This is a genomic window from Pseudomonas sp. GM74 (genome assembly GCF_000282455.1).
Taxonomy (GTDB): domain Bacteria; phylum Pseudomonadota; class Gammaproteobacteria; order Pseudomonadales; family Pseudomonadaceae; genus Aquipseudomonas.
Genome location: NZ_AKJG01000005.1, coordinates 30261 through 53112, shown reverse-complemented (window position 1 = coordinate 53112; position 22852 = coordinate 30261). Strand labels below are relative to the sequence as shown.

Sequence of the window (22852 nt, the reverse complement as noted above, 5' to 3'; positions counted from 1 at the left end):
CGCCAGCAAGCTGGCTCCTACATTTCTCTCAGAAAACACCTACAAGCATAGGTAAACACCTATCGCACTCGGGCCATTAAGTTGACCAGCAAGTCGGCGAACAACCTTGATCTTCGTCCGGCTTCAAACTTACTTATTGCGAGTGCAACCATGAAACCCATCAACTACAACCAGTATCGCTCAGCCAGAAGCTTCAACAGCCGAATACGCTTTCTGGTTCTTCACTACACCGCCGCTAACTTTTCCAGTTCTTTCAGCGCCCTGACCGGCCCGAATGTCAGCGCGCACTATCTGGTTCCGGATATCACTGACCCCAGTTACCTGAAAGCCGGTTATACAGGGCAGGAGGTTTTCAACCTGGTGGATGAAAACCATCGCGCGTGGCACGCGGGCGTCAGTCAGTGGGGCAACCGCAGCAATCTGAATGACACGTCTATCGGCATTGAACTGGTCAACCTGGCGACTGACAACAAAGGCGAATTCACCTTCCCGCCCTATCACTCCGAGCAGATTGCCGCGATTGAACAACTGGCGCTGAACATCCTCAAGCGCTACCCGGATATCACGCCGACGCAGGTTTTGGGCCACTCCGATATTTCAATCGGCCGCAAAAGTGACCCGGGGCCGATGTTTCCCTGGCAGGCGCTGTACCTGAAAGGCGTCGGTGCCTGGTTCGATGAAGCCACTCGGGACCAGTATCTGAGCCAATACATCACATCGGGCATTCCGGGCCGAAGCGAATTGCTGGGGCTGTTCAAGTCCTATGGATACGATGTTTCGGGCGCCTCGACGGAAGGTGGTTTTCAACAGTTGGTGCGGGCATTCCAGATGCATTTTCGCCCGGAACACTTCGATGGAAAAATGGACGCACAGACAGCCGCCAATCTGAAGGCGCTGGTAGTCAAATACTTTCCCGGCTGATCACGACCAAAGGGTTTCCAGGCAACAAATGCAAGAACCGGCAAGGTCAGTCAATTTGACCTTGCCGGCGCCATCAGAGCGAATACTTATGCAAATTCCCCATCATTTCCTTCAGCGCTTCTATGTTGTCCTTCGGATGCGCCGCGCCTTCGAAGTCGCAAATCTGCTGCCAATGCGCCGCCACGTCTTCCGGGGAGAAACCGGCCCGTGGATCGAACCCGATGCCGAGGCTGCGCTCCCAGCGGACCTTGCCCATCCAGCCGCCGCCGACTTCGAACAGACCGGAGGTTTCCTGGCAGTTCTCGCTGGCCAGGAACACCACCAGCGGGCTGACCAGTTCCGGCCTGAGCTGTTCGAAGACTTGCGGAGGGATCAGGCCTTCGGTCATGCGCGTGCCGCCGGTTGGGGCGATGGCGTTGACCAGGATGTTGTTCTTGCGGCCTTCGATGGCCAGAGTGCGGGTCAGGCCATAGAGACCGAGCTTGGCCATGCCGTAGTTGGACTGACCGAAGTTGCCATAGATACCCGAGGTCGACGCAGTGAAAATCACCCGGCCGTAGTTTTGCTCGCGCATGTGCGGCCAGGCGGCGCGGGTGACTTTGTAGGCACCTTCGACGTGGACGCGGTAAACCAGGTCCCAGTCGGCGTCATCCATTTTGTGGAAGGTCTTGTCACGCAGGATCCCGGCGTTGTTGACCACCACGTCGACGCGACCGAAGACGTCCAGGGCGTGCTGAACCAGTTTGTCACCGTCAGTGACCGAGTCGTGGTTGGCCTCGGCGATGCCGCCGGCCTCGCGAATCTCCGCGACCACGCGGTCGGCGGCCGAAGCGTTGGCGCCCTCGCCTTGGGCCGAGCCGCCAAGATCGTTGACCAGCACCCTGGCGCCCTGTTTGGCGAACAGCAGTGCATGCGCCCGTCCAAGACCGCCACCAGCTCCGGTGATGATCACGACTTTATCTTCGAAGCGCACAGACTCATTCATGGGGGGACTCCAGCAGGCCAGGGGACAATGAGTCCGAGTTTCAGGCACGGCGCAACGGGTCACAATGAACACGGGGAGGCTGAATGGTGCGCGATAAGGCTGGGGGATGATGATCACGTCGGCCAGGATGACGTGATCCCACAGAAGCAGAACAGGTTCAACGCTGCGAATCAGGAGCAGGCAACTTTGCGCGGAGGGGAAAGCAACTGATCGCGAAACGCCAGGTAGTGCCTGAGGACCTCGCAGGGTGCCTCGATCTGCGGGTAGTGGCCAATGTCGGGCAACACCACGGTATCCGCATCCGGTATCAGTTCCCGGTAACGCTCGACCATATGCACACCAGAGACCGGATCGACCCTGCCATCGATCACTCGCAGCGGCACTTCACCGCGTTGCATCGCGCTCACCCAGCGGTTGCGCCAGACACGTCGCTCCGGGATGTAGGCGATCAATTTGTGCATGATCCGTGGCCCGCGCTGGCTTTCGACCAGGCTCCAGAAGTCATCCATCTGGCTTTCACTGGGACGGGTTTGCGGACCGAAAATCTGCCGAAAACTTCTGACCAGGCCATCACGGCTGAAGGCGCGGCCAATCATCCAGCCCAAAGGGCTGAGCATGAGTTTTTGCATCAGTACCGGGCGGTGGGTTTCCGGAAACAGCCCACCGTTGAGAAACACACAACTGGCCAGCTCCACTCGCGACTCGTAATGCCGGGCCAGCAGTTCCTGGGCCACGCTGTCGCCATAATCGTGGGCGAGCAGGTGCACTGGCTGCTCGACATTCAGGTGTTCAAGCAGTGCCTGTTGCAGATCCGCTTGCTCCAGCAGGCTGTATTCGTGATTCACCGGTTTGGCCGAATCGCCGAAACCCAGCATGTCGCAAGCGATCACGCGAAAACGCTGGGTCAATGGCTGCCACAGGTAATGCCAGTCCCAACTGGCGGACGGAAAGCCGTGAATGAGCAACAAAGGTTCACCCTGCCCTGCTGTCCAGTAACGGATGCTCTGGCCACGAAACACGAACATCTGGCTGCGTTTGCGCCAGACACACAGGGGGATCTCGGCGAGGTCCATTAGAGTTTATAACCCGGGTCCAGTTTATCGAGTTTACGCAGCAACGCCGGCCAGGCCAGCGCTCCGCCCATTCCTTGAGCGCTTCGGGTGACACCCGCGATCATGGCTTTGGCGCCGGCCAGAATCTGCGGTTCGATGGCGATCAGTTCAGCGGCACCGTTTTGCGCCATGACCTGAATGTCACAGGCACGCTGAAAGGTAAACATCATCAGGAACGTATCGGCAATGGTGCTGCCGCACGTCAGCAGACCGTGGTTATGCAACATCAGGAAATTGTTTTCACCGAGATCGGCCTGTAGCCGCACTTTTTCTTCATGGTTGAGCGCCACGCCTTCGTAGGCGTGGTAGGCCAGGCTGGAAAGCACGAACAACGACTGCTGGCTGATCGGCAAAACACCCTGCTTCTGTGCTGACACCGCCACCCCCGAAGCCGTGTGGGTGTGAAGCACGCAGACGACATCGTGACGGACTTCATGCACGGCGCTGTGGATGGTGTAACCCGCCGGATTGATTTCGTAAGGACTGTCCATCAGTTTGTTGCCGGCCTGATCCACTTTGACCAGGCTCGACGCGGTCATTTCGTGGAACATCAACCCGAACGGGTTGATCAGGAAATCTTCGGTGCCGGGCACCTTGGCGGAGATGTGGGTAAAGATCAGGTCATCCCAACCGTGTTGAGCGACCAGGCGATAACAGGCTGCCAGGTCGACGCGGGTCTGCCACTCGGCAGCACTGACCTGGCCTTTGACACTGTGTGGCGATTGGACGGGAGCGACAGTCACGGCAAGGAGCCTCGGTGTTTTTTATTATGGAGTGTTTCCTATGTTCACCGAGTCTAGTCAGCCCTTGAGGTTCGTGTAGTTGCATTGGCAGCCAGCTTGGTGGCCTTACGGGTCAGTCGCCCTGCCACCCATGGATCCATGTCAAACGACCGGCGCCAGCGATGGTCTGACAGGCAGTTTTTTACCGTACTGTCAGAACCCTGACTGACATGGATGTCGCAGTAACGTCAGGTGCGCAGTGCGCTGATCAGCTCCGCCAGCCAAGGCTCGGCGTCCGTCTCGGGGGTCACGCTCTCGCTGGCATCCAGGCGCAGCATCGGCAGTACTTCGCGAATGCCCAGTTCACCGAACAATTCGCGCATCTGCTCGCCGCCGCCACAAAAAGTATCGCCATAACTCGCATCGCCCAATCCGATCACCGCGCCCGGCAAACCGCGCCAGGCTGCTGGCAATTGGTCACGAATGGTCGAATACAGTGGTTGCAGATTGTCCGGCAGCTCACCCATGCCGGTGGTCGAAGTCACCGCCAGAAAGGCTTCGGGGCCAAACGCCTGTACATCGGCGAGGGTCGCACGGGGGTTGTGCCAGGTTTCGAAACCGGCGGCTTTCAACAGGCTGGCGGCGTGGCGGGCAACTTCTTCGGCCGTGCCGTATACCGAGCCGGAAATGATGGCGACTTTCATCAATCTGATCCTGAATCCGAGTGAAAGACCCGGATATTAACACCACGGTCGTGATTATTCTTTTAGAATGCAATTGACAATCAATCAGGAAAGGATGCTCCGATGATTAATGCTCAACTGCTGCAAATGGTGATCAACGCCTCCAACGACGGCATCGTGATCGCCGAAAAGGAAGGCGATCAGGACAACATCCTCATTTACGTCAACCCCGCGTTCGAACGCCTGACGGGGTACTCCAGTGAAGAAATCCTCTATCAGGATTGTCGCTTCCTGCAGTCGGGGGACCGCGACCAGGAAGCCCTGCCATTGATTCGCGACGCCTTGAACCGTGAAGGATCCTGCCGGGAAATACTGCGCAACTACCGCAAGGACGGCACACCGTTCTGGAACGAGCTGTCCCTTTCAACGGTGAAAAATCCGGCGGACGGACAAACCTATTTTGTCGGCGTGCAGAAAGACGTCACCGTGCAGGTCAAGACGCAACAGCGCGTGGCACAGCTGGAGGGGCAGTTGGCTGAACTCCAGGCCGAGCTTGCCGCGCTCAAGGCGACGAACGGTGTAAACAAAACTTAGAATTAATGGTCAGTAACTACAATCACCAATAACTTTGTAACTATACCTTTCGAGCTGGCCATGCAACGCGACGCGCTCCTGACCCAGGATGAGCTGGATTTCATCCAGACCATGCAACACAACCCGCAACTCAATGTGCGGGACGCGACGTCGAGCCTGCTCGTCAACGGTGGGTCGCAAATCCGTGACCTGCTCACCCGCCTGGCGGCCCATGAACAGGTCACCATTCAAGCCAGCTTCGAAAACCAGCAAATGACCTTCCCACTGCACTTGGTGGAAGATGAGTTCCATGCGCTGCATTTGCGCCTGGGCGTACCGAGCATCTATGAAGACGGACCGATGGTCCGGCCTTGGCGCCTGGTGCTGGACGAACCGGTAGCGCTGGAAAACGCCAAGGGTCAACCCGGCACCCTGTGGGTACACGAAGTGTCGTGCAAAGGGGTTTTGCTGGAAGCTCGCAACAAGACCAAGCCGCCGAAGCATTTCGCCTTGTGGTTCAGCCCGTCAGGTTATGAGCGTATTGCCTTGCGCGGCACCTTCGAGAAAGAAAACGAACAGGGCTTCTACGCCTATCAACTGAGCCAGAGCGATACGGACGAAACCGAGCGTCTGCGCCAGTTCATCCTGCAACAGCATCGTTTGAGTCATCCCGCGCTGCATCTCTGAACGTCAAGTATCCAGAGTACCCGCCAGGAACTGCTTCAGACGCTGGCTCATGACCTCCCCTTCATTGCCCAGGCAACCGATCGATGACCCGGCCAGGCTCTCTTGCGCCAGGTCGCAAGCATCGCCGGCCAACAACAACCGACACTCCAGACTCATGGCCAGGCGATTCAGGCGCCGCGGCAACTCGGCATTCGGCACCTGATTGGAAAACAGCACCAGCGCCAGGGGCTTGATCCTTTCGCACACCAGCGCCAGCTCCTCGAATGGCTGACCCATGTTCAATACGCGAACGGCCGATGGCCCGGAACTCAGGAACAGGGCGGCGACCAGCAGTTCCAGTTCCCGGCAAATGCCATCCAGGGCACAGACGACCACGCGTCGCGGCTGTTTTTCGCGCATCAACAACAGACGCTGCACCACCCGGGAACGCAGAAAGCCATCCAGGAACAGCCACTCGCTGGTTTCACCGAACTGGTCCTGGCGTTGCAACAACTGCCTCCAGACGGGGATCAGAATGTCCTGGAACACTACTGGCAGGGAGTAGCTGGAAAAGATTTGCCCGTAGACCTGCTCCAGCCGAATGTCGTCAAACCCGTTGACCGCGGCAAGCACCTGCTGCCGCCACTGCGCGTAATCGGCTTCCACAAGGCTGTTGGGGATGATGTGCGACAACGTCTGGAGCAGCTCGGCCCTGGCCAGGAGCTTGCCGATCTTGCTGACGGCAACCCCGCGCTCGATCCAGCCGAGGATGCTGCGAACGCGCTCAATATCGGTCAGCGAGTACAGGCGATGCCCACTATCGGTGCGTGTTGGAACAATCAGGCCATATCGTCGTTCCCAGGCTCGAAGCGTGACCGGGTTGACACCTGTCAGTCGCGCCACCTCGCGAATGGGAAAGAGCTCTTCCCGTTCGAGAGCGACGGCCTGCGTGGAGCCTGAAGCGACGTCTGTATGTATCGGCATGCTGTTGAAACATCCCTGTATCATCCGAGCGTTATTTTAACGCCCCCGCCCCGTAAAGTTTCCGTAAAAAATCGATACTGCGGATGAGCGGATAAACGTCACAGACGCCACGGGCAGAATCAGGAATAATCCTTGCTTGTTTCAAGTCGCAGCCCACCACCCCGGCGCTGCGCCTGGCGAAGTTCCTATCCGGAGCGACGCAAATGCCTTACGGAGATACACAATGTCTACCCCTCCCGTCACGCTGATGGTAGCGCGCCGCGTTGCCAATGGACGTTACCAGGACCTGATTGCCTGGCTGCGCGAAGGCGAACAACTGGCCACTGATTTTCCCGGTTATCTCGGCTCCGGTGTGCTCGCTCCGCCGCCCGAGGACGACGAATTCCAGATCATTTTCCGCTTCGCCGACGAGCAGACCCTGCACGCCTGGGAGCATTCCGCTTCGCGCACTGCCTGGCTGGCACGTGGCAGCGACCTGTTCGCCCACCCGACAGAACACCGGGTCAGTGGTATCGAGGGTTGGTTCGGTGCCGTCGGTCAACGCCCGCCGCGCTGGAAACAGGCCGTGGCGATCTGGCTGGCGTTCTTTCCGGTCTCGCTGCTGTTCAACTTTGTGCTGGGGCCGTTGATCAGTGACATGAACCTGTTGCCGCGAGTGTTCATCAGCACCCTGTGCCTGACGCCGCTGATGGTTTACCTGTTCATTCCGTTGTCGACCCGTCTACTGGCCGGCTGGCTGAACAGTGCGCCGGTACGCCCATTGAGTGCCGAACCCTCCACTCAGAATCATTGATCCCTCCTGTGGGAGCGAGCTTACTCGCTCCCACAGTTGTTTCCCTCGCAATAGGTAGAGCGCTCCCGTCACTGGTATAGTTTTGCTCTCACCGCGACGCGAGCCGTTCATGACTTCTTCCGCAGCCCCTATCCTGATTACCGGCGCCGGCCAGCGTGTCGGTTTGCACTGCGCCCGGCGATTGCTGGAAGACGGCCATCGCGTGATTTTCAGCTACCGCAGCGAGCGGCCCGGCGTACAAGCCCTGCGCGACCTGGGGGCCACCGCAGTGTTCGCGGACTTCGCCAGCGAGGCCGGGATCCTCGCCTTCATCAGCGAACTGAAAACCCACACCGACTGTTTGCGGGCGATTGTCCACAACGCCTCCGAATGGCTGGCCGAAACGCCGGACACCGACGCCGCGGCATTCACCCGCATGTTCAGCGTGCACATGCTGGCGCCCTACCTGATCAACCTGCATTGCGCCGACCTGCTGCAACGCTCGAGCCCCGCCGACATCGTGCACATCAGCGATGACGTGACCCGCAAGGGCAGCAGCAAGCACATTGGCTATTGCGCCAGCAAAGCCGGGCTCGACAGCCTGACGCTGTCCTTCGCCGCCAGGTACGCGCCGGCCATCAAGGTCAACGGGATCGCGCCAGCCCTGCTACTGTTCAACCCTGAGGACGACGCGGCCTACCGTGCCAAGGTGCTGGCCAAGTCCGCGCTGGGCATCGAACCCGGCTGCGAAGTGGTCTACCAGAGCCTGCGCTATCTGCTCGACAACTCTTATGTCACCGGCACCACCCTGACCGTCAACGGCGGAAGGCACATCAAATAGTGTCCCGCGAGGATTTTCCATGACGTTATCCCTGCCCCAGAATTATCGAGAAATCCTCATCGGTCTCGGTGAAAACCCTGACCGCGAGGGTTTGCTCGATACGCCGACGCGCGCAGCCAAAGCCATGCAGTACCTTTGCCATGGTTATGAGCAAAGTGTCGAAGAGATCGTCAACGGCGCGCTGTTCGCCTCCGACAACGATGAAATGGTGATCGTCGACAACATCGAGCTGTACTCGCTTTGCGAACACCACATCCTGCCCTTCATCGGCAAGGCGCATGTGGCTTATATTCCAACCGGCAAGGTGCTGGGCCTGTCGAAGATCGCGCGACTGGTGGACATGTTCGCCCGGCGCCTGCAGATCCAGGAAAACCTCACCCGGCAAATTGCCGACGCAGTGCAACAGGTGACCGGCGCGGCAGGCGTCGCCGTGGTCATCGAGGCACAGCACATGTGCATGATGATGCGCGGCGTCGAGAAACAGAATTCGACCATGAACACCTCGGTGATGCTCGGCGCCTTCCGCGAGTCGAGCAACACCCGCCAGGAGTTCCTGCAATTGATTGGACGGAGCAAGTAGCAATGCCACAACTTCAGCCAGGCATGGCACGCATCCGGGTCAAAGACCTGTGCCTGCGTACCTTCATCGGCATCAACGAGGATGAAATCCTCAACAAGCAGGATGTGCTGATCAACCTCACCATTCTGTACGCAGCCCAGCAAGCCGTACGGGACAACGACATCGATCACGCGTTGAACTACCGGACCATTACCAAGGCGATCATCGCCCATGTGGAAGGCAACCGCTTTGCGCTGCTCGAACGCCTGACCCAGGAAATTCTCGACCTGGTGATGGCCAACGCATCGGTGCTGTACGCAGAGGTCGAGGTCGACAAGCCTCACGCTCTGCGATTCGCCGAGTCGGTGTCGATAACACTCGCGGCAAGCCGCTAAGCTTCAAGCTTCAAGCTTCAAGCGGTAAGCTAGAGGCCACCGCAATCCATCTTGCAGCTTGAAGCTTGTCGCTCAAAGCTGTCTCGCAGAGACCCCCCATGAACGACCAACAACGCCTGGAACTCGAAGCCGCCGCCTTTCGCCGGCTGGTGGCCCACCTGGACAGCCGCAAGGATGTGCAGAACATCGACTTGATGAACCTCTCGGGCTTCTGCCGCAACTGCCTGTCCAAGTGGTACAAAGCCGCAGCCGACGAACGCCAGATCGAGGTCAGCCTCGACGAGGCCCGCGAAGTGGTTTACGGCATGCCGTACGCCGAATGGAAAGCCCAATATCAGCAAGAAGCCAGCGCCGACCAGCAAGCGGCGTTCGCCAAAGGAAAACCCAATGAGTGATTTGAACACCCTGCGCGCCAGCCTCAAGAGCGGCGAACACGCCTTCGCCGACACCCTGGCGTTCATCGCCGCCGGTTACGACTATCAGCCTCAGGCCTTCAACAACGGTGGCGTGGAAAACGCGGCCGGGCAGAACGAAGGTTCGTGCAAGACCCTGGGCCTGGCGCTGCTCGAAAGCTTGAGCGATGAAGAAGCCCTGCTGGCTTTCGGCGAGCATTACCGTTCGGTTGTTGCCACACCTGAAGGCAGCGATCACGGCAACATCCGCGCGTTGATTGCCCATGGCCTGGCCGGTGTGAAATTCAGCCAACAGCCACTGACCCGCCGCTGATTTAAATTGCAGGAGCGAGCCTGCTCGCGAAAAACCCAAGAGCACTGCCGGGCCTCCGGTTTACGCGTAATCGTTCACCACCCTCACGAGCAGGCTCGCTCCTACAGGTTCTGCATTCACGGCGCGGAACTGATCAGAAACACATCCTGACTTTTAAGATTGACCCGGCAACTTTATTTCGTTTGCCCCCTGCCACCGCTCACGGCTTAGATAAAAAGAAGTCCTCCTTCTTGCGAGCCGGTCCTCCATGCGCAGCGAAACCATCAGCCAGTCGATCAACATCGTTCACCCAGTCACGCTCAGCCACGGCAAGAATGCCGAGGTCTGGGACACCGATGGCAAACGCTACATCGACTTTGTCGGCGGCATCGGCGTGCTGAACCTCGGCCATTGCCATCCGCGCATCGTCGAAGCCATTCGCGAACAAGCCACCCGACTGACCCACTATGCGTTCAACGCAGCCCCCCATGAGCCTTACCTCGAGCTGATGGATCGCCTCAGTGCGTTCATGCCGGTGGGTTACCCGGTCAGCGGCATGCTGACCAACAGTGGCGCGGAAGCGGCGGAGAACGCCTTGAAGATCGTCCGTGGCGCCACCGGCCGCAGCGCAGCCATCGCCTTCGACGGCGCTTTCCACGGTCGCACACTGGCCACCCTCAACCTCAATGGCAAAGTCGCGCCCTACAAACAGAAGGTCGGTGTACTACCAGGGCCGGTGTTTCACCTGCCCTTCCCCAGCCAGGACAACGGCGTCACCTGTGCCGAGGCCCTCAAAGCCATGGAACGCCTGTTCAGCGTCGAGATTGATGTCGAAGACGTCGCCTGCTTTATCGTCGAACCGGTGCAGGGCGAAGCGGGCTTCCTGGCCATGGAGGTCGAGTTCGCCCAGGCGCTGCGCCGCTTCTGCGACGAGAAAGGCATCGTGCTGATCGCCGATGAAATCCAGTCCGGTTTCGGCCGTACCGGCCAGCGCTTCGCGTTCTCGCGGCTGGGCATCGAGCCGGACCTGATCCTGCTCGGCAAAAGCATCGCCGGCGGCGTGCCGCTGGGTGCGGTGGTCGGGCGCAAGTCGCTGCTGGACAACTTGCCCAAGGGCGGACTCGGTGGCACCTATTCCGGTAATCCCATTGCCTGCGCTGCGGCACTGGCAACCCTGGACGAAATGACCGATGCCAACCTGCATGCCTGGGGCACCCAACAGGAAGAAGCGATTGTCGGCCGCCATGCAACCTGGCGTGCGAACAACCTGACGCCGTACCTGGGCCGCCTGACCGGTGTCGGCGCGATGCGCGGTATCGAGCTGATCAATGCCGATGGCTCGCCTGCGCCGGCTCAATTGACCCAACTGCTGGCCCTGGCGCGGGACGCGGGTTTGCTGCTGATGCCCAGTGGCAAATCTCGTCATATCGTCCGCCTGCTGGCGCCTCTGACCATCGAGGCGTCAGTGTTGGAGGAAGGGCTGGACATCCTTGAGGCATGCCTGGCAAGACTGACCTGAACACAATCCCTGTGGGAGCGGGCTTGCTCGCGAAGAGGGAGTGTCAGCCGGCATCAATATTGACTGATACACCGACTTCGCGAGCAAGCCCGCTCCCACACTGGAATGTGATCGGGTTGTAAATCGCGGGCACAAAAAAACCGGCCGAAGCCGGTTTTTTCATTTCGACGAAAGCAGAATCAAGCGTTCTGCAGATTGTCGAGGTAACGCTCGGCATCCAGTGCCGCCATGCAACCGGCGCCAGCCGAGGTGATGGCCTGGCGGTACACGTGGTCAGCCACGTCACCAGCGGCGAAGATACCTTCGAGGTTGGTGGCAGTGGCGTTGCCGTCACGGCCGCCCTGCACCACCAGGTAACCGTCTTTCAGGGTCAGCTGGCCTTCGAACAGCGAAGTGTTCGGGGTGTGGCCGATAGCGATGAACACGCCGTCGACTTTCACTTCGTCGAAGCTGCCGTCATTGTTCTTCAGGCGGGCACCGGTCACGCCCATGTTGTCGCCCAGCACTTCGTCCAGGGTCGCGTTCAGCTTCAGCTCGATCTTGCCTTCGGCAACACGGGCGTTCAGCTTGTCGATCAGGATCTTCTCGGCGCGGAAGGTCTCGCGACGGTGGATCAGGGTCACCTTGCTGGCGATGTTGGCCAGGTACAGGGCTTCCTCAACAGCGGTGTTGCCACCGCCGACCACGGCAACCGGCTTGTTGCGATAGAAGAAACCGTCGCAGGTCGCGCAAGCCGAAACGCCTTTGCCCATGAACGCTTCTTCGGACGGCAGGCCCAGGTAACGAGCGCTGGCGCCGGTGGCGATGATCAGGGCATCGCAGGTGTAAGTCGCGCTGTCACCGGTCAGGGTGTACGGCTTGGCAGCGAAGTCGACGGCATTGATGTGATCGAACACGATCTCGGTTTCAAAGCGCTCGGCGTGCTCGCGCATCCGCTCCATCAGCGCCGGGCCGGTCAGGCCGTGGACGTCGCCCGGCCAGTTGTCGACTTCGGTGGTGGTGGTCAGTTGACCGCCGGCCTGCATGCCGGTGATCAGCAGTGGCTTGAGGTTGGCACGGGCGGCATAGACCGCGGCGCTGTAACCGGCAGGGCCGGAACCGAGAATAATCACTCGCGAATGACGGACTTCAGACATGACCTGCTCCTGTTGACCGGCCCGGAATACCTGGCGCGGAACGCCGGATTGCCGGCTGGAATAAAAAAGAACGGTTGAAAGCACTTGGGGAAGGCTTGAACCCGACCGTCCTGTAAAAAGATTGGGTGCAGCGTATCGAGGGGGCGAAGATTAAGGAAATACGGTTTAACAATCCAGCTCATAGGTGGTCTCTATGCCATCTGACCGACGATATCGACGTCTTTGTTACAGTGAATGTCGATACCACCATCGCGCTTTCGCCTGTGAGGCAAAGCCGGTAAGGTCGGCGCGATTTCCCTCTGCCCGGAGCCTCTTATGCCCGCCCCCGTTCTGTCCGGCCCGCAATACCTGCGCGAAGGCCTCAAGCTGGTGCTGAGCCCCAGCCTGCGATTGTTTGTGCTGTTACCGCTGGCGATCAACCTGGTGCTGTTCGTCGGATTGATCTACCTGGCCGGCCATCAATTCAGCCTGTGGGTCGACACCTTGATGCCGTCCCTGCCTGACTGGCTGAGTTTTCTCGGCTACATCCTCTGGCCGCTGTTCGTGGTACTGGTGGTGCTGATGGTGTTCTTCACCTTCACCATGCTCGCCAACGTCATTGCCGCGCCGTTCAACGGCTTCCTCGCGGAGAAAGTCGAAGTGGTGGTACGCGGCACCGATGACTTCCCGGCCTTCAGCTGGGGTGAGCTGATCGCGATGATCCCGCGCACCCTGGCCCGGGAAATGCGCAAACTCGGCTACTTCCTGCCCCGGGCAATCGGGCTGTTCATCCTCTCGTTCATCCCGGTGGTGAACATCATCGCCGCGCCGCTGTGGCTGCTGTTCGGGGTGTGGATGATGGCGATCCAGTACATCGACTACCCGGCGGACAACCACAAGCTGGGCTGGAACGAAATGCTCGCCTGGCTGCGCGAGAAGCGCTGGCAGAGCATGAGTTTTGGCGGCAGCGTGTACCTGGTGCTGCTGATCCCGGTGGTCAACATCCTGATGATGCCGGCCGCCGTGGCCGGAGCGACGCTGTTCTGGGTGCGTGAACGTGGTGCGGAAAACCTGGTGACCCAGCGCTAAGTCATAAATCCATCATCCCGACGTCACACTGACGACATGGCCCCGGTCGACACTGGGGTCATGACGACAGCTCTGCATATCACCCTGATTACCGAAACCTTCCCCCCGGAAATCAACGGCGTGGCCAATACCCTGGGTCGCTTGTGCGACGGTTTGCGCGCGCGCGGGCATCAAGTGGAACTGGTGCGGCCGCGTCAGGGCTGCGACCAGCAGTTGGGCAGCGACGATGAATTGCTGCTGTGCCGCGGCTGGCCGCTGCCGGGCTATCCCGGCCTGCAATGGGGTCAGTCGTCGATGCACAAACTGCTGCGGCGCTGGACGCGTCACCGCCCGGATGTGCTCTACATCGCCACTGAGGGCCCGCTGGGTCTCTCTGCGTTGCGCGCGGCACGGCGACTGGGGATTTCCGTGGTCAGCGGTTTCCACACCAATTTCCAGCAGTACTCCAACCAGTACGGTTTTGGCTTGCTCACGCGCCTGCTGACTCACTACCTGCGCTGGTTCCATAACCGTTCGACCATGACCCTGGTGCCCAGCGTCAGCCAGCGCCTGGAACTGGAGCGACGTCATTTCGAGCGACTGGCGTTGCTGTCCCGGGGGGTTGACAGCGAATTGTTTCACCCGGCCAAACGCTTGAACGCCCTGCGCGAGCAATGGGGACTGGCCGAGGCAGACATCGCCGTCATTCATGTCGGCCGCCTGGCCCAGGAAAAAAACCTTGGCCTGCTCAAGCGCACCTTCAATACCCTCAAGGCGAGTTATCCCCAGCGCACGCTGAAACTGATCGTGGTCGGCGATGGCCCGCAGCGCCAGGAACTGGAATACGAAATGCCTGAGGCGATTTTCTGCGGCACCCAACGGGGTGAAGCCCTGGCGAGTCACTACGCGTCGGGCGACGTGTTTCTGTTTCCGAGCCTGACTGAAACCTTCGGCAATGTGGTGCTCGAAGCACTTGCCTCGGGGCTTGGCGTGGTGGCCTACGACCAGGCGGCCGCCGCCCAGCATATTCGTCATGGCTACAATGGCGTGCTGGCGATGCCGGGGGATGAGGAGGCGTTCTGCGATGCAGCGGCATGGCTGCTGGAGGACAGGGAAACCTTGCGCAATGTGCGGCTCAATGCGCGCCAGCATGCCAGTCGCCAGGGCTGGGCGACAATCATCGAGCAATTCGAGGGGCAGTTGCGCGGGGCCTGTGCCGGGGAGATGGTGGTGCCGAATGCACCGACTGTTCCCTGAGTTTGTAGTGCTCTTTAGTCAGTCTTCGCGAGCAAGTCCGCTCCCACATTGGTTCTGTGTCGTACACAAATCCCTTGTGGGAGCGGGCTTGCTCGCGAAAGCGTAAGTCCGGTCGCCGCTTAAACCAGCGTCATCAACGCCTCACGGCTGAACGGCAGAATGTCCCCTTCACGGCCGTCGCGCACTTTCTGCGCCCAGTCCGGATCCACCAGCAAGGCACGACCGACCGCCACCAGGTCGAACTCATCGTTGTTCAGGCGCTCCAGCAGTTTTTCCAGGCTGGCCGGTTGTGCGACCTTGTCGGTGTTGACCATGAATTGCAGGAACTCGCCGTCCAGGCCGACGCTGCCCACGGTGATGGTCGGCTTGCCGGTGAGTTGGCGGGTCCAGCCGGCCAGGTTCAATTCGCAACCGTCGAACTCCGGCTCCCAGAAGCGGCGGGTCGAGCAGTGGAAAATATCCACGCCCGCGTCGGCCAACGGCTTGAGGAACTCGCCCAAGGCTTCCGGGGTTTGCACCAGACGCGCGGTGTAGTCCTGCTGCTTCCACTGGGAGAAGCGGAAGATGATCGGGAAACCTTCACCGACCGCGGCACGCACGGCCTGAATCAATTCAATGGCGAAGCGCGAACGGTTGGCCAGGCTGCCGCCGTATTCGTCGGTACGCTGATTGCTGCCTTCCCAGAAGAACTGGTCCACCAGATAACCGTGGGCACCGTGGATTTCCACGCCGTCCATGCCGATGCTCTGGGCATCCTTGGCGGCCTGGGCGAACGCGGCAATCACGTCCTGGATGTCCTGCCTGGTCATGCCGTGCACCACGACCTGACCTTCCTTCAACTTTTCCGACGGGCCATAAGCCGGCACGCTGGCGTCCGGCTCGGTGCCGATACGGCGCACGCTGCCCACGTGCCACAGTTGCGGAACGATCTTGCCGCCTTCAGCGTGAACGGCCTCGACGACTTTTTTCCAGCCGGCCAGGGCCGCTTCACCGTAGAAATGCGGAACGTTCGGGTAGCCGTTGGAAGCCTTGTGACCGACGGTGGTGCCTTCGGTGATGATCAGGCCGACGCCCGCAGCGGCGCGACGACGGTAGTACTCGATCACTTTGGAATTAGGCACGCCGCCCGGGGAAAAAGAGCGGGTCATCGGCGCCATGACGACTCGGGTCGGCAGTTCGAGGGTGCCGAGGTGGAACGGTTTGAACAGGGCTTTGACGGGCATGGGACGCTCCACGGAAGAATGACTTTATGACGGTGATAATATGGAGAGTCCAACGCATTGAACAGCATTATTGATCAGCGTGATTAAGGGTCAAAAGGCAGGGAGTACTGTAGGAGCGAGCTTGCTCGCGATGTTCGTCAACGATAACGCCGTAAGCCAGACACACCGCGGCGTTCTCAGGTTCATCGCGAGCAGGCTCGCTCCTACAGGGGGAGATATCAGCTCAGCGCTTTTTCAATTGCATGAACGATGGTCGGATCATCCGGCGCCGTACGCGGCGAGAACCGAGCCAGTACACGGCCGTCCTTGCCCAGCAGGAACTTCTCGAAGTTCCAGGTGATGTCGCCGGGAAATTCCGCGCCCTCGCCCGCCAGCAGGCGGTACAACTGATGACGGTCATGTCCGTTGACTTCCAGCTTGCTGGACAACGGAAAGGTCACGCCATAGTTGAGGCTGCAGAAATCCTTGATCTCCTGCTCGGTCCCCGGTTCCTGTCCGGCAAACTGGTTGCACGGCAAGCCCAGCACACTGAAGCCTTTGCCCTTGTATTGCTGGTAGAGGTTTTCCAGCGCCGCGTACTGCGGGGTCAGGCCGCATTTTGAGGCGACGTTGACCACCAGTACGACTTGGCCTTTGAAAGGCGCCAGAGGTAGCTCCTGTCCATCCAGGGCTGTCAATTTAAGGTCGTGAAAAGCACTCATGGCGTACTCCAGATTCCCGTGTTCTTCTCGAAACAGCCACTTGGCGGTGTCGTCAGGGACGACCGCAGACTAAAAAGGCGCCCACGGGGCGCCTCTCCAGTTATCTGAGCTTAGCGCAGAAATCAGTGGTGATGGCCACCTTCGCCATGGACGTGGCCATGAGCGATTTCTTCCTGGCTGGCGTCACGGATGGCAACGATCTTGACCTGGAAATTCAGGCGCTGGCCGGCCAACGGGTGGTTGCCGTCAACGGTCACCTCGTCGCCGTCCAGATCACGGATGGTTACGATCTGCATCTGGCCGTCCGGTGCGGAAGCGTGGAACTGCATGCCCACTTCCAGCTCGTCGACGCCTTCGAACATGCTGCGGCTCAGGGTGCTGACCAGTTCGGCAGCGTATTCGCCGTAAGCGTCTTCCGGTTCAACGGCAACGGTCAGCTCTTCGCCGACAGCCTTGCCTTCCAGAGCCTTTTCCAGGCCCGGGATGATGTTGCCTGCGCCTTGCAGGTAGACCAGCGGCGCGCCGCCGGCGGAGCTGTCGATGACCTCACCAGCGTCGTTGGTCAGGGTATAGTCGATGGAGACAGCCTTATTGGCGGCGATCAGCATGGGGCGAGACCTTTTGCATAAGAAGATTGAAAGGCCAAGTTTAGCGAAGCCATCGTCCGAAAGCGAACACAACCCGGACAGACGGGATACGACGATCACCGGCTTCCATCAGGACGAGGACGGACACTGGGTGGCCGAGCTTTCCTGCGGCCACACGCAGCACCTGCGGCACCAGCCACCCTGGCAATCCCGCGCCTGGGTCATGGACCCCGCGCAGCGCCAGGAAAAAATAGGCCAGCCCTTTGATTGCGGTTGGTGCGCACAAGGCTCGGTTAGCGATAACCTTGGCGACTGAATTTCGGTAGATCGCCAGTTATAGGCTTTCACCATTGCCATGCACCTTCCAGAGAATCCGCATGCAAACTTTTTTTATCGCGCCCACCGATTTTGGTGTGGGTCTGACCTCCATCAGCCTCGGGCTGGTGCGCACCCTTGAGCGAGCAGGGCTCAAGGTCGGTTTCTTCAAACCCATTGCCCAGCCGCATCCGGGCGACACGGGCCCGGAACGTTCCACCGAACTGGTGGCCCGCACCCACGGCTTGAAACCGCCTCAGCCCCTGGGCCTGGCCCATGTCGAGCGCATGCTCGGCGACGGTCAGCTCGATGAACTGCTCGAAGAAATCATCGCCCTTTATCAGCAGGCGGCCATCGGCAAGGACGTGCTGATCGTCGAAGGCATGGTGCCGACCCGCAGCGCCAGTTATGCCGCGCGGGTCAACCTGCACCTGGCCAAGAGCCTCGACGCCGAGGTGATCCTGGTCTCGGCGCCGGAAAACGAAGTGCTGACCGAACTCTCGGGTCGCGTCGAGCTGCAGGCGCAACTGTTCGGCGGGCCGAAAGACCCGAAAGTCCTCGGCGTGATCCTCAACAAGGTCAAGACCGAGGAAAGCATGGAGGCCTTCGCCACGCGCCTGAAGGAGCATTCACCGTTGCTGCGCAGTGGTGATTTCCGCTTGCTCGGCTGCATTCCGTTCCAGCCGGAACTGAACGCCCCGCGCACCCGCGACGTCGCCGACCTGATGGGCGCGCAAGTGCTCAACGCCGGTGATTACGAAACCCGGCGCATGACCAAGATCATCATTTGCGCCCGCACCATGCGCAACACAGTGGAGCTGCTCAAGCCCGGCGTGCTGGTGGTGACCCCCGGCGACCGCGACGACATCATCCTCGCCGTCAGCCTCGCGGCCTTGAACGGCGTGCCGCTGGCCGGCCTGCTGCTGACCAGCGACACACTGCCCGACCCGCGCATCATGGACCTGTGTCGCGGCGCTCTGCAGGCCGGGTTGCCGGTGCTGTCGGTGAGTACCGGTTCCTATGACACCGCCAACCTGCTCAATGGCCTGAATAAGGAAATCCCCATCGATGACCGCGAGCGCGCCGAAATCATTACCGATTTCATCGCCGGCCATCTCGATGCCAACTGGCTGCACCAGCGCTGTGGTACGCCACGGGAAATGCGCCTGTCGCCAGCGGTTTTCCGCTATCAATTGATCCAGCGCGCCCAGGCGGCCAACAAGCGCATCGTGCTGCCCGAAGGCAGCGAGCCGCTGACCGTGCAGGCCGCCGCGATCTGCCAGGCCCGTGGCATCGCTCGCTGTGTGTTGCTGGCCAAGCCCGAGGACGTGCAGGCCGTCGCCCGCGCCCAAGGCATCGAGTTGCCACCGGGACTGGAAATCATCGATCCGGACTCGATTCGCGAACGCTATGTCGAGCCCATGGTCGCGCTGCGCAAAAGCAAAAGCCTCAACGCGCCGATGGCCGAGCAACAACTGGAAGACACCGTGGTGATCGGCACCATGATGCTGGCCCTGGATGAAGTCGACGGCCTCGTGTCGGGTGTGATCAACACCACCGCCAACACCATCCGTCCGGCTCTGCAACTGATCAAAACCGCACCCGGTTGCACCCTGGTGTCGTCGGTGTTCTTCATGCTGTTCCCGGAAGAAGTGCTGGTCTACGGCGACTGCGTGATGAACCCGCACCCGAGTGCCAGCGAACTGGCCGAGATCGCCCTGCAAAGCGCTGATTCGGCCGCCGCCTTCGGCATCACGCCACGGGTGGCGATGATCAGCTACTCCAGCGGCGAGTCGGCCAGCGGCGAAGAAGTCGAGAAGGTCCGCGAGGCGACCTTGCTGGCCCACGAACAACAGCACTCGCTGCTGATCGACGGCCCCTTGCAGTACGACGCCGCCGCCAACGAAAACGTGGCCCGGCAACTGGCGCCGAACAGTCAGGTGGCCGGTCGTGCCACGGTGTACGTGTTCCCCGACCTCAACACCGGCAACACCACCCACAAAGCCGTGCAGCGCAGCGCAGACTGCGTCAGCCTCGGGCCGATGCTGCAAGGCTTGCGCAAACCGGTGAACGATTTGCCCCGCGGCGCGCAGGTCGATGACATCGTCTACACCATCGCCCTGACCGCGATTCAAGCCGCCAACCGACCTATGGATGTGTAAATGCTGGACTTCCTACCCGCCCCGTTGCGGGGCGTGATCGCCTCGCTGCTGTTGGCACTGAACACGATATTGCTCTGCTCGTTCCTGTTCTGCGTGGCGCTCGTCAAGGTACTGCCATTCGCCCTCACCCAGCGCCTCGCGGGCTGGCTGATGAGCCATACCCACGAAGCCTGGATCAGCCTCAACAAAGGCTGGATGAACCTGGTGCGCCCCACGCGCTGGCACATCAGCGGCCTGCAAGGCCTCGACTATCAGCACTCGTACCTGATCACCAGCAACCACCAGAGCTGGGTCGACATCCTGGTGCTGCAATACGTACTCAACCAGCGTATTCAGCCGCTGAAATTCTTTCTCAAGCAGGAGCTGATCTGGGTCCCGGTGATCGGCCTGGCCTGGTGGGCGCTCGGCTTTCCGTTCATGAAGCGTTACTCCAAGGCCTATCTGGAGAAGCACCCGGAGAAGAAAGGCAAGGACCTGGAAACCACCCGCAAGACCTGTGCGAAATTCCGCGACAACCCGGTGGGCATTTTCAACTTCGTCGAAGGCACGCGCTTCACCGAGGGCAAGCATGCCCAGCAGCAGTCACCCTTCAAGTACCTGCTCAAGCCCAAGGCCGGCGGCATTGCCTTTGTGCTGGATGCGATGGGCGAGCAGCTGGAGTCGATCGTCAACGTGACCATCCACTACCCCGCCGGGCGCCCGGGCTTCTGGGATTTACTGTGTGGGAACGTCGCGGACGTGGTGGTGCACTTTGAAGAGCTGAGGATTCCGCCGCAATTCATCGGCAAGAATTACGACCAGGACGGCGAATACCGCCTGCAGTTCCAGGGCTGGATCAACCAGTTGTGGCAGGACAAGGATGCGTTGCTGGAACAGATGCACCGCGAATATCCAGACAAACACTGATCCCCCTGTGGGAGCGGGCTTGCTCGCGAAAGCGGTGGATCAGTCAACACCAATGTTGAATGACACACTGCATTCGCGAGCAAGCCCGCTCCCACATTTGATCGAGTCGATCTCAAATAAAAAAACCCGCCGATGATCACTCATCGGCGGGTTTTTCATTTTGCGGCTAAGTCTTAAATCGCACCACGCTCACGCAGCAGACCCAGCACTTGCTTGACGCTTTCTTCCAGCGACACGGACTGGGTGTCGATCACCAGATCGGCATCCAGCGGCACGTCGTACGGGAAGGACTCGCCCGGGATGTTATCCCCGGCCGCCGCGTACAAACCTTGCGGATCACGCTCGGCGCAAACCGTCGGCGAAGCCTGGACGTAGACCGTCAGCAGACGTTCCTTGCCGATCAGTTCCCGGGCCTGTTCACGACCTTCTGCATTCGGGGCAACGAACGCCGCCAGGGTCAGCAGACCCGCTTCGTTGAACTGACGCGCAACGTGTGCGGCACGGCGCCAGTTCTCGGTACGACCGGCGCGATCCTGTGGCAGACCTTTGTTCAGGTCGTGACGCAGGTTCTGGCCATCGAGTACGAACACCGCACGGCCCATGTCGAACAACTTGCGTTCAACCGCATACGCCAGGGTGCTTTTGCCCGCGCCCGACAAGCCGCTGAACAGCACGGTGGCCGGTTGCTGGCCAAAGCGCTGTGCGCGTTCTTCGGTGGCGACGTGGGCCAGTTTGCCGTGGTGCGTGCTGGTGCCATGGGCCAACGGCTGGGCAACGATCATTCCTGCGCCAACGGTGCCGTTGGTCAAGCGATCGATGATGATGAAGGCGCCGGTGGTGCGGTTGCTGTCGTAACCGTCGAGGGCAATCGGCGCATCGAGCGCGATCTTGACCTTGCCGATTTCGTTGAGCTGCAACGCGCTGGCCGGACCTTCTTCCAGGGTGTTCACGTCGACCTTGTTGACGATGCTGGCGATAGAGCCCGGCACGTAACTGGTGGCGCGTTTGATGTCGTACTTCTTGCCCGGCAGCATCGGCTCTTCAGCCATCCACACCAGCATCGCTTCGAAGCTGTCAGTCACCGGCGGCACGTTGTCGGCGTGAACCAACAGATCGCCACGGGAGATATCGATTTCGTCTTCCATGGTCAGCGTAACTGCCTGACCCGGGCCTGCGTGTTCCAGTTCACCTTCGAAGGTGACGATGGACTTCACGCGGCTGCTCTTGCCCGACGGCAGCACCACGACTTCGTCGCCTTTCTTGACGATGCCACTGGCCAGCGTACCGGCGAAGCCACGGAAGTTCAGGTTCGGACGGTTGACGTACTGCACCGGGAAACGCAGGTCGGTGAAGTTGCGATCGCCCGCCACTTCCACGGTCTCGAGAATTTCCATCAGCGACTGGCCGGTGTACCACGGCGAACGCTCGGATTTGTTCACCACGTTGTCGCCCTTCAACGCCGACATCGGCACGAAGTGCATGCTGGTGGGCTTGAGCTTCAAGCCTTCGGCGAACTGCAGGTAGTCGGCCTTGATCGACTCGAACACGCCCTGATCGAAGCCCTTGAGGTCCATCTTGTTGATGGCCACGACGATGTGCTTGATGCCCAGCAGCGAGGCGATGAAGCTGTGGCGACGGGTCTGGGTCTGCACGCCGTAACGGGCGTCGACCAGGATGATCGCCAGGTCACAGGTGGAGGCACCGGTGGCCATGTTGCGGGTGTACTGCTCATGGCCAGGGGTGTCGGCAATGATGAATTTGCGCTTGGCGGTGGAGAAATAGCGGTACGCGACATCGATGGTGATGCCTTGCTCACGCTCGGCCTGCAGGCCGTCGACCAGCAATGCCAGGTCGATGTCTTCGCCGGTGGTGCCGACTTTTTTCGAGTCGCGGGTAATGGCTTCCAGGTGATCTTCGTAGATCATCTTGGAGTCGTGCAGCAGGCGCCCGATCAGGGTGCTCTTGCCGTCGTCGACGTTACCGCAGGTCAGAAAGCGCAGCAGCTCTTTACGTTCGTGCTGGCCCAGGTAGGCGAGGATGTCCTCGCTGATCAATTCAGATACGTGGCTCATTGCATTCAA

The 22852-nt window shown here is 60.2% G+C and carries 25 protein-coding genes; 15 read left to right on the top strand and 10 right to left on the bottom strand.

The genetic code is table 11. The features are described from left to right. Window positions 1-150: 150 nt before the first annotated feature. Entirely contained in the window at window positions 151-921 is a 771-nt protein-coding gene (locus PMI34_RS24580; RefSeq protein ID WP_008046238.1) for an N-acetylmuramoyl-L-alanine amidase, read from the top strand. Between the two features lie 73 nt (window positions 922-994). On the opposite strand, the gene PMI34_RS24585 is transcribed toward PMI34_RS24580, so the two are convergent. The 4 genes from PMI34_RS24585 to PMI34_RS24600 all read right to left on the bottom strand — a co-directional run bounded on the left by PMI34_RS24585 (window position 995) and on the right by PMI34_RS24600 (window position 4444). Further along, a complete protein-coding gene (locus tag PMI34_RS24585) occupies window positions 995-1906 on the bottom strand; it encodes an SDR family oxidoreductase (RefSeq protein WP_008046237.1) in 912 nt (303 codons plus the stop codon). Between the two features lie 170 nt (window positions 1907-2076). Next, a complete protein-coding gene (locus tag PMI34_RS24590) occupies window positions 2077-2979 on the bottom strand; it encodes an alpha/beta fold hydrolase (RefSeq protein WP_008046235.1) in 903 nt (300 codons plus the stop codon). Next, entirely contained in the window at window positions 2979-3761 is a 783-nt protein-coding gene (locus tag PMI34_RS24595) for a class II aldolase/adducin family protein (RefSeq protein ID WP_008046233.1), read from the bottom strand. Before PMI34_RS24595 ends, PMI34_RS24590 begins: the two co-directional genes overlap by 1 nt. 227 nt (window positions 3762-3988) lie before the next feature. Further along, on the bottom strand, window positions 3989-4444 hold the full coding sequence (locus PMI34_RS24600) for a flavodoxin (RefSeq protein ID WP_008046231.1): 456 nt from the start codon (window positions 4442-4444) through the stop codon (window positions 3989-3991). Window positions 4445-4546: 102 nt separating this feature from the next. Here PMI34_RS24600 and PMI34_RS24605 point away from each other — a divergent pair, with 102 nt between their 5' ends. Both PMI34_RS24605 and PMI34_RS24610 read left to right on the top strand, forming a co-directional pair. Continuing rightward, entirely contained in the window at window positions 4547-5017 is a 471-nt protein-coding gene (locus PMI34_RS24605; RefSeq protein ID WP_008046230.1) for a PAS domain S-box protein, read from the top strand. A 60-nt stretch (window positions 5018-5077) separates the two neighbouring features. Further along, complete coding sequence (locus tag PMI34_RS24610) at window positions 5078-5683, top strand: hypothetical protein (protein WP_008046228.1); 606 nt, start codon at window positions 5078-5080, stop codon at window positions 5681-5683. 3 nt (window positions 5684-5686) lie between these two features. Here PMI34_RS24610 and PMI34_RS24615 read toward each other — a convergent pair whose 3' ends face one another. Then, the gene (locus PMI34_RS24615) at window positions 5687-6646 is read right to left on the bottom strand and encodes a MerR family transcriptional regulator (protein ID WP_008046226.1); all 960 of its coding nucleotides are present in this window, start codon (window positions 6644-6646) and stop codon (window positions 5687-5689) included. 223 nt (window positions 6647-6869) lie between these two features. On the opposite strand from PMI34_RS24615, the gene PMI34_RS24620 reads away from it, so the two are divergent. From PMI34_RS24620 to PMI34_RS24650, 7 genes are all read left to right on the top strand, one after another. Then, the gene (locus PMI34_RS24620) at window positions 6870-7439 is read left to right on the top strand and encodes an antibiotic biosynthesis monooxygenase (RefSeq protein ID WP_008046223.1); all 570 of its coding nucleotides are present in this window, start codon (window positions 6870-6872) and stop codon (window positions 7437-7439) included. Window positions 7440-7548: 109 nt separating this feature from the next. Next, the gene (gene folM, locus PMI34_RS24625; protein WP_008046222.1) at window positions 7549-8259 is read left to right on the top strand and encodes a dihydromonapterin reductase; all 711 of its coding nucleotides are present in this window, start codon (window positions 7549-7551) and stop codon (window positions 8257-8259) included. A gap of 19 nt (window positions 8260-8278) precedes the next feature. Beyond that, window positions 8279-8839 (top strand): GTP cyclohydrolase I FolE, encoded by a 561-nt coding sequence (gene folE / locus PMI34_RS24630; RefSeq protein ID WP_008046221.1) that lies wholly within the window; start codon window positions 8279-8281, stop codon window positions 8837-8839. A gap of 2 nt (window positions 8840-8841) precedes the next feature. Beyond that, the gene (gene folX, locus PMI34_RS24635; RefSeq protein ID WP_008046220.1) at window positions 8842-9213 is read left to right on the top strand and encodes a dihydroneopterin triphosphate 2'-epimerase; all 372 of its coding nucleotides are present in this window, start codon (window positions 8842-8844) and stop codon (window positions 9211-9213) included. Window positions 9214-9311: 98 nt separating this feature from the next. Beyond that, window positions 9312-9608, top strand: coding sequence for a DUF1244 domain-containing protein (locus tag PMI34_RS24640; RefSeq protein ID WP_008046218.1), 297 nt, complete (start codon window positions 9312-9314; stop codon window positions 9606-9608). Continuing rightward, on the top strand, window positions 9601-9939 hold the full coding sequence (locus PMI34_RS24645; RefSeq protein WP_008046216.1) for a HopJ type III effector protein: 339 nt from the start codon (window positions 9601-9603) through the stop codon (window positions 9937-9939). The genes PMI34_RS24640 and PMI34_RS24645 overlap by 8 nt, the downstream gene beginning before the upstream one ends. Window positions 9940-10186: 247 nt before the next feature. After that, entirely contained in the window at window positions 10187-11437 is a 1251-nt protein-coding gene (locus PMI34_RS24650; RefSeq protein ID WP_008046213.1) for a 2-aminoadipate transaminase, read from the top strand. Between the two features lie 179 nt (window positions 11438-11616). On the opposite strand, the gene trxB is transcribed toward PMI34_RS24650, so the two are convergent. After that, window positions 11617-12573: a thioredoxin-disulfide reductase gene (gene trxB / locus PMI34_RS24655; protein WP_007970300.1), complete on the bottom strand. Its 957-nt coding sequence runs from the start codon at window positions 12571-12573 to the stop codon at window positions 11617-11619. A gap of 315 nt (window positions 12574-12888) precedes the next feature. Between trxB and cysZ the strand changes: the two genes are divergently transcribed. Together cysZ and PMI34_RS24665 are read left to right on the top strand one after the other, a co-directional pair. Further along, the gene (cysZ, locus tag PMI34_RS24660; RefSeq protein WP_008046211.1) at window positions 12889-13641 is read left to right on the top strand and encodes a sulfate transporter CysZ; all 753 of its coding nucleotides are present in this window, start codon (window positions 12889-12891) and stop codon (window positions 13639-13641) included. Between the two features lie 36 nt (window positions 13642-13677). Further along, a complete protein-coding gene (locus PMI34_RS24665; RefSeq protein WP_008046210.1) occupies window positions 13678-14877 on the top strand; it encodes a glycosyltransferase family 4 protein in 1200 nt (399 codons plus the stop codon). Window positions 14878-14996: 119 nt separating this feature from the next. Here PMI34_RS24665 and PMI34_RS24670 read toward each other — a convergent pair whose 3' ends face one another. The 3 genes from PMI34_RS24670 to PMI34_RS24680 form a co-directional block, all read right to left on the bottom strand. Continuing rightward, a complete protein-coding gene (locus PMI34_RS24670) occupies window positions 14997-16100 on the bottom strand; it encodes an NADH:flavin oxidoreductase (protein ID WP_008046207.1) in 1104 nt (367 codons plus the stop codon). Window positions 16101-16318: 218 nt separating this feature from the next. Then, window positions 16319-16801, bottom strand: coding sequence for a glutathione peroxidase (locus PMI34_RS24675; protein ID WP_008046206.1), 483 nt, complete (start codon window positions 16799-16801; stop codon window positions 16319-16321). 122 nt (window positions 16802-16923) lie between these two features. After that, window positions 16924-17409 carry an FKBP-type peptidyl-prolyl cis-trans isomerase gene (locus tag PMI34_RS24680; RefSeq protein ID WP_008046204.1) on the bottom strand — a complete coding sequence of 162 codons (486 nt, stop codon included), beginning with the start codon at window positions 17407-17409 and terminating at the stop codon, window positions 16924-16926. Here PMI34_RS24680 and PMI34_RS0127005 point away from each other — a divergent pair. The 3 genes from PMI34_RS0127005 (at window position 17378) to PMI34_RS24690 (ending at window position 20771) form a co-directional block, all read left to right on the top strand. After that, window positions 17378-17704 carry a DUF3565 domain-containing protein gene (locus PMI34_RS0127005; protein ID WP_032829342.1) on the top strand — a complete coding sequence of 109 codons (327 nt, stop codon included), beginning with the start codon at window positions 17378-17380 and terminating at the stop codon, window positions 17702-17704. The genes PMI34_RS24680 and PMI34_RS0127005 overlap by 32 nt on opposite strands. Before the next feature lie 61 nt (window positions 17705-17765). After that, the gene (gene pta, locus PMI34_RS24685) at window positions 17766-19865 is read left to right on the top strand and encodes a phosphate acetyltransferase (RefSeq protein WP_008046202.1); all 2100 of its coding nucleotides are present in this window, start codon (window positions 17766-17768) and stop codon (window positions 19863-19865) included. Further along, window positions 19866-20771, top strand: coding sequence for an acyltransferase (locus PMI34_RS24690; RefSeq protein ID WP_008046201.1), 906 nt, complete (start codon window positions 19866-19868; stop codon window positions 20769-20771). A 173-nt stretch (window positions 20772-20944) separates the two neighbouring features. On the opposite strand, the gene cysN is transcribed toward PMI34_RS24690, so the two are convergent. Continuing rightward, window positions 20945-22843, bottom strand: a complete 1899-nt coding sequence (gene cysN / locus PMI34_RS24695) for a sulfate adenylyltransferase subunit CysN (protein ID WP_008046200.1) — start codon at window positions 22841-22843, stop codon at window positions 20945-20947. Between the last annotated feature and the right edge of the window lie 9 nt (window positions 22844-22852).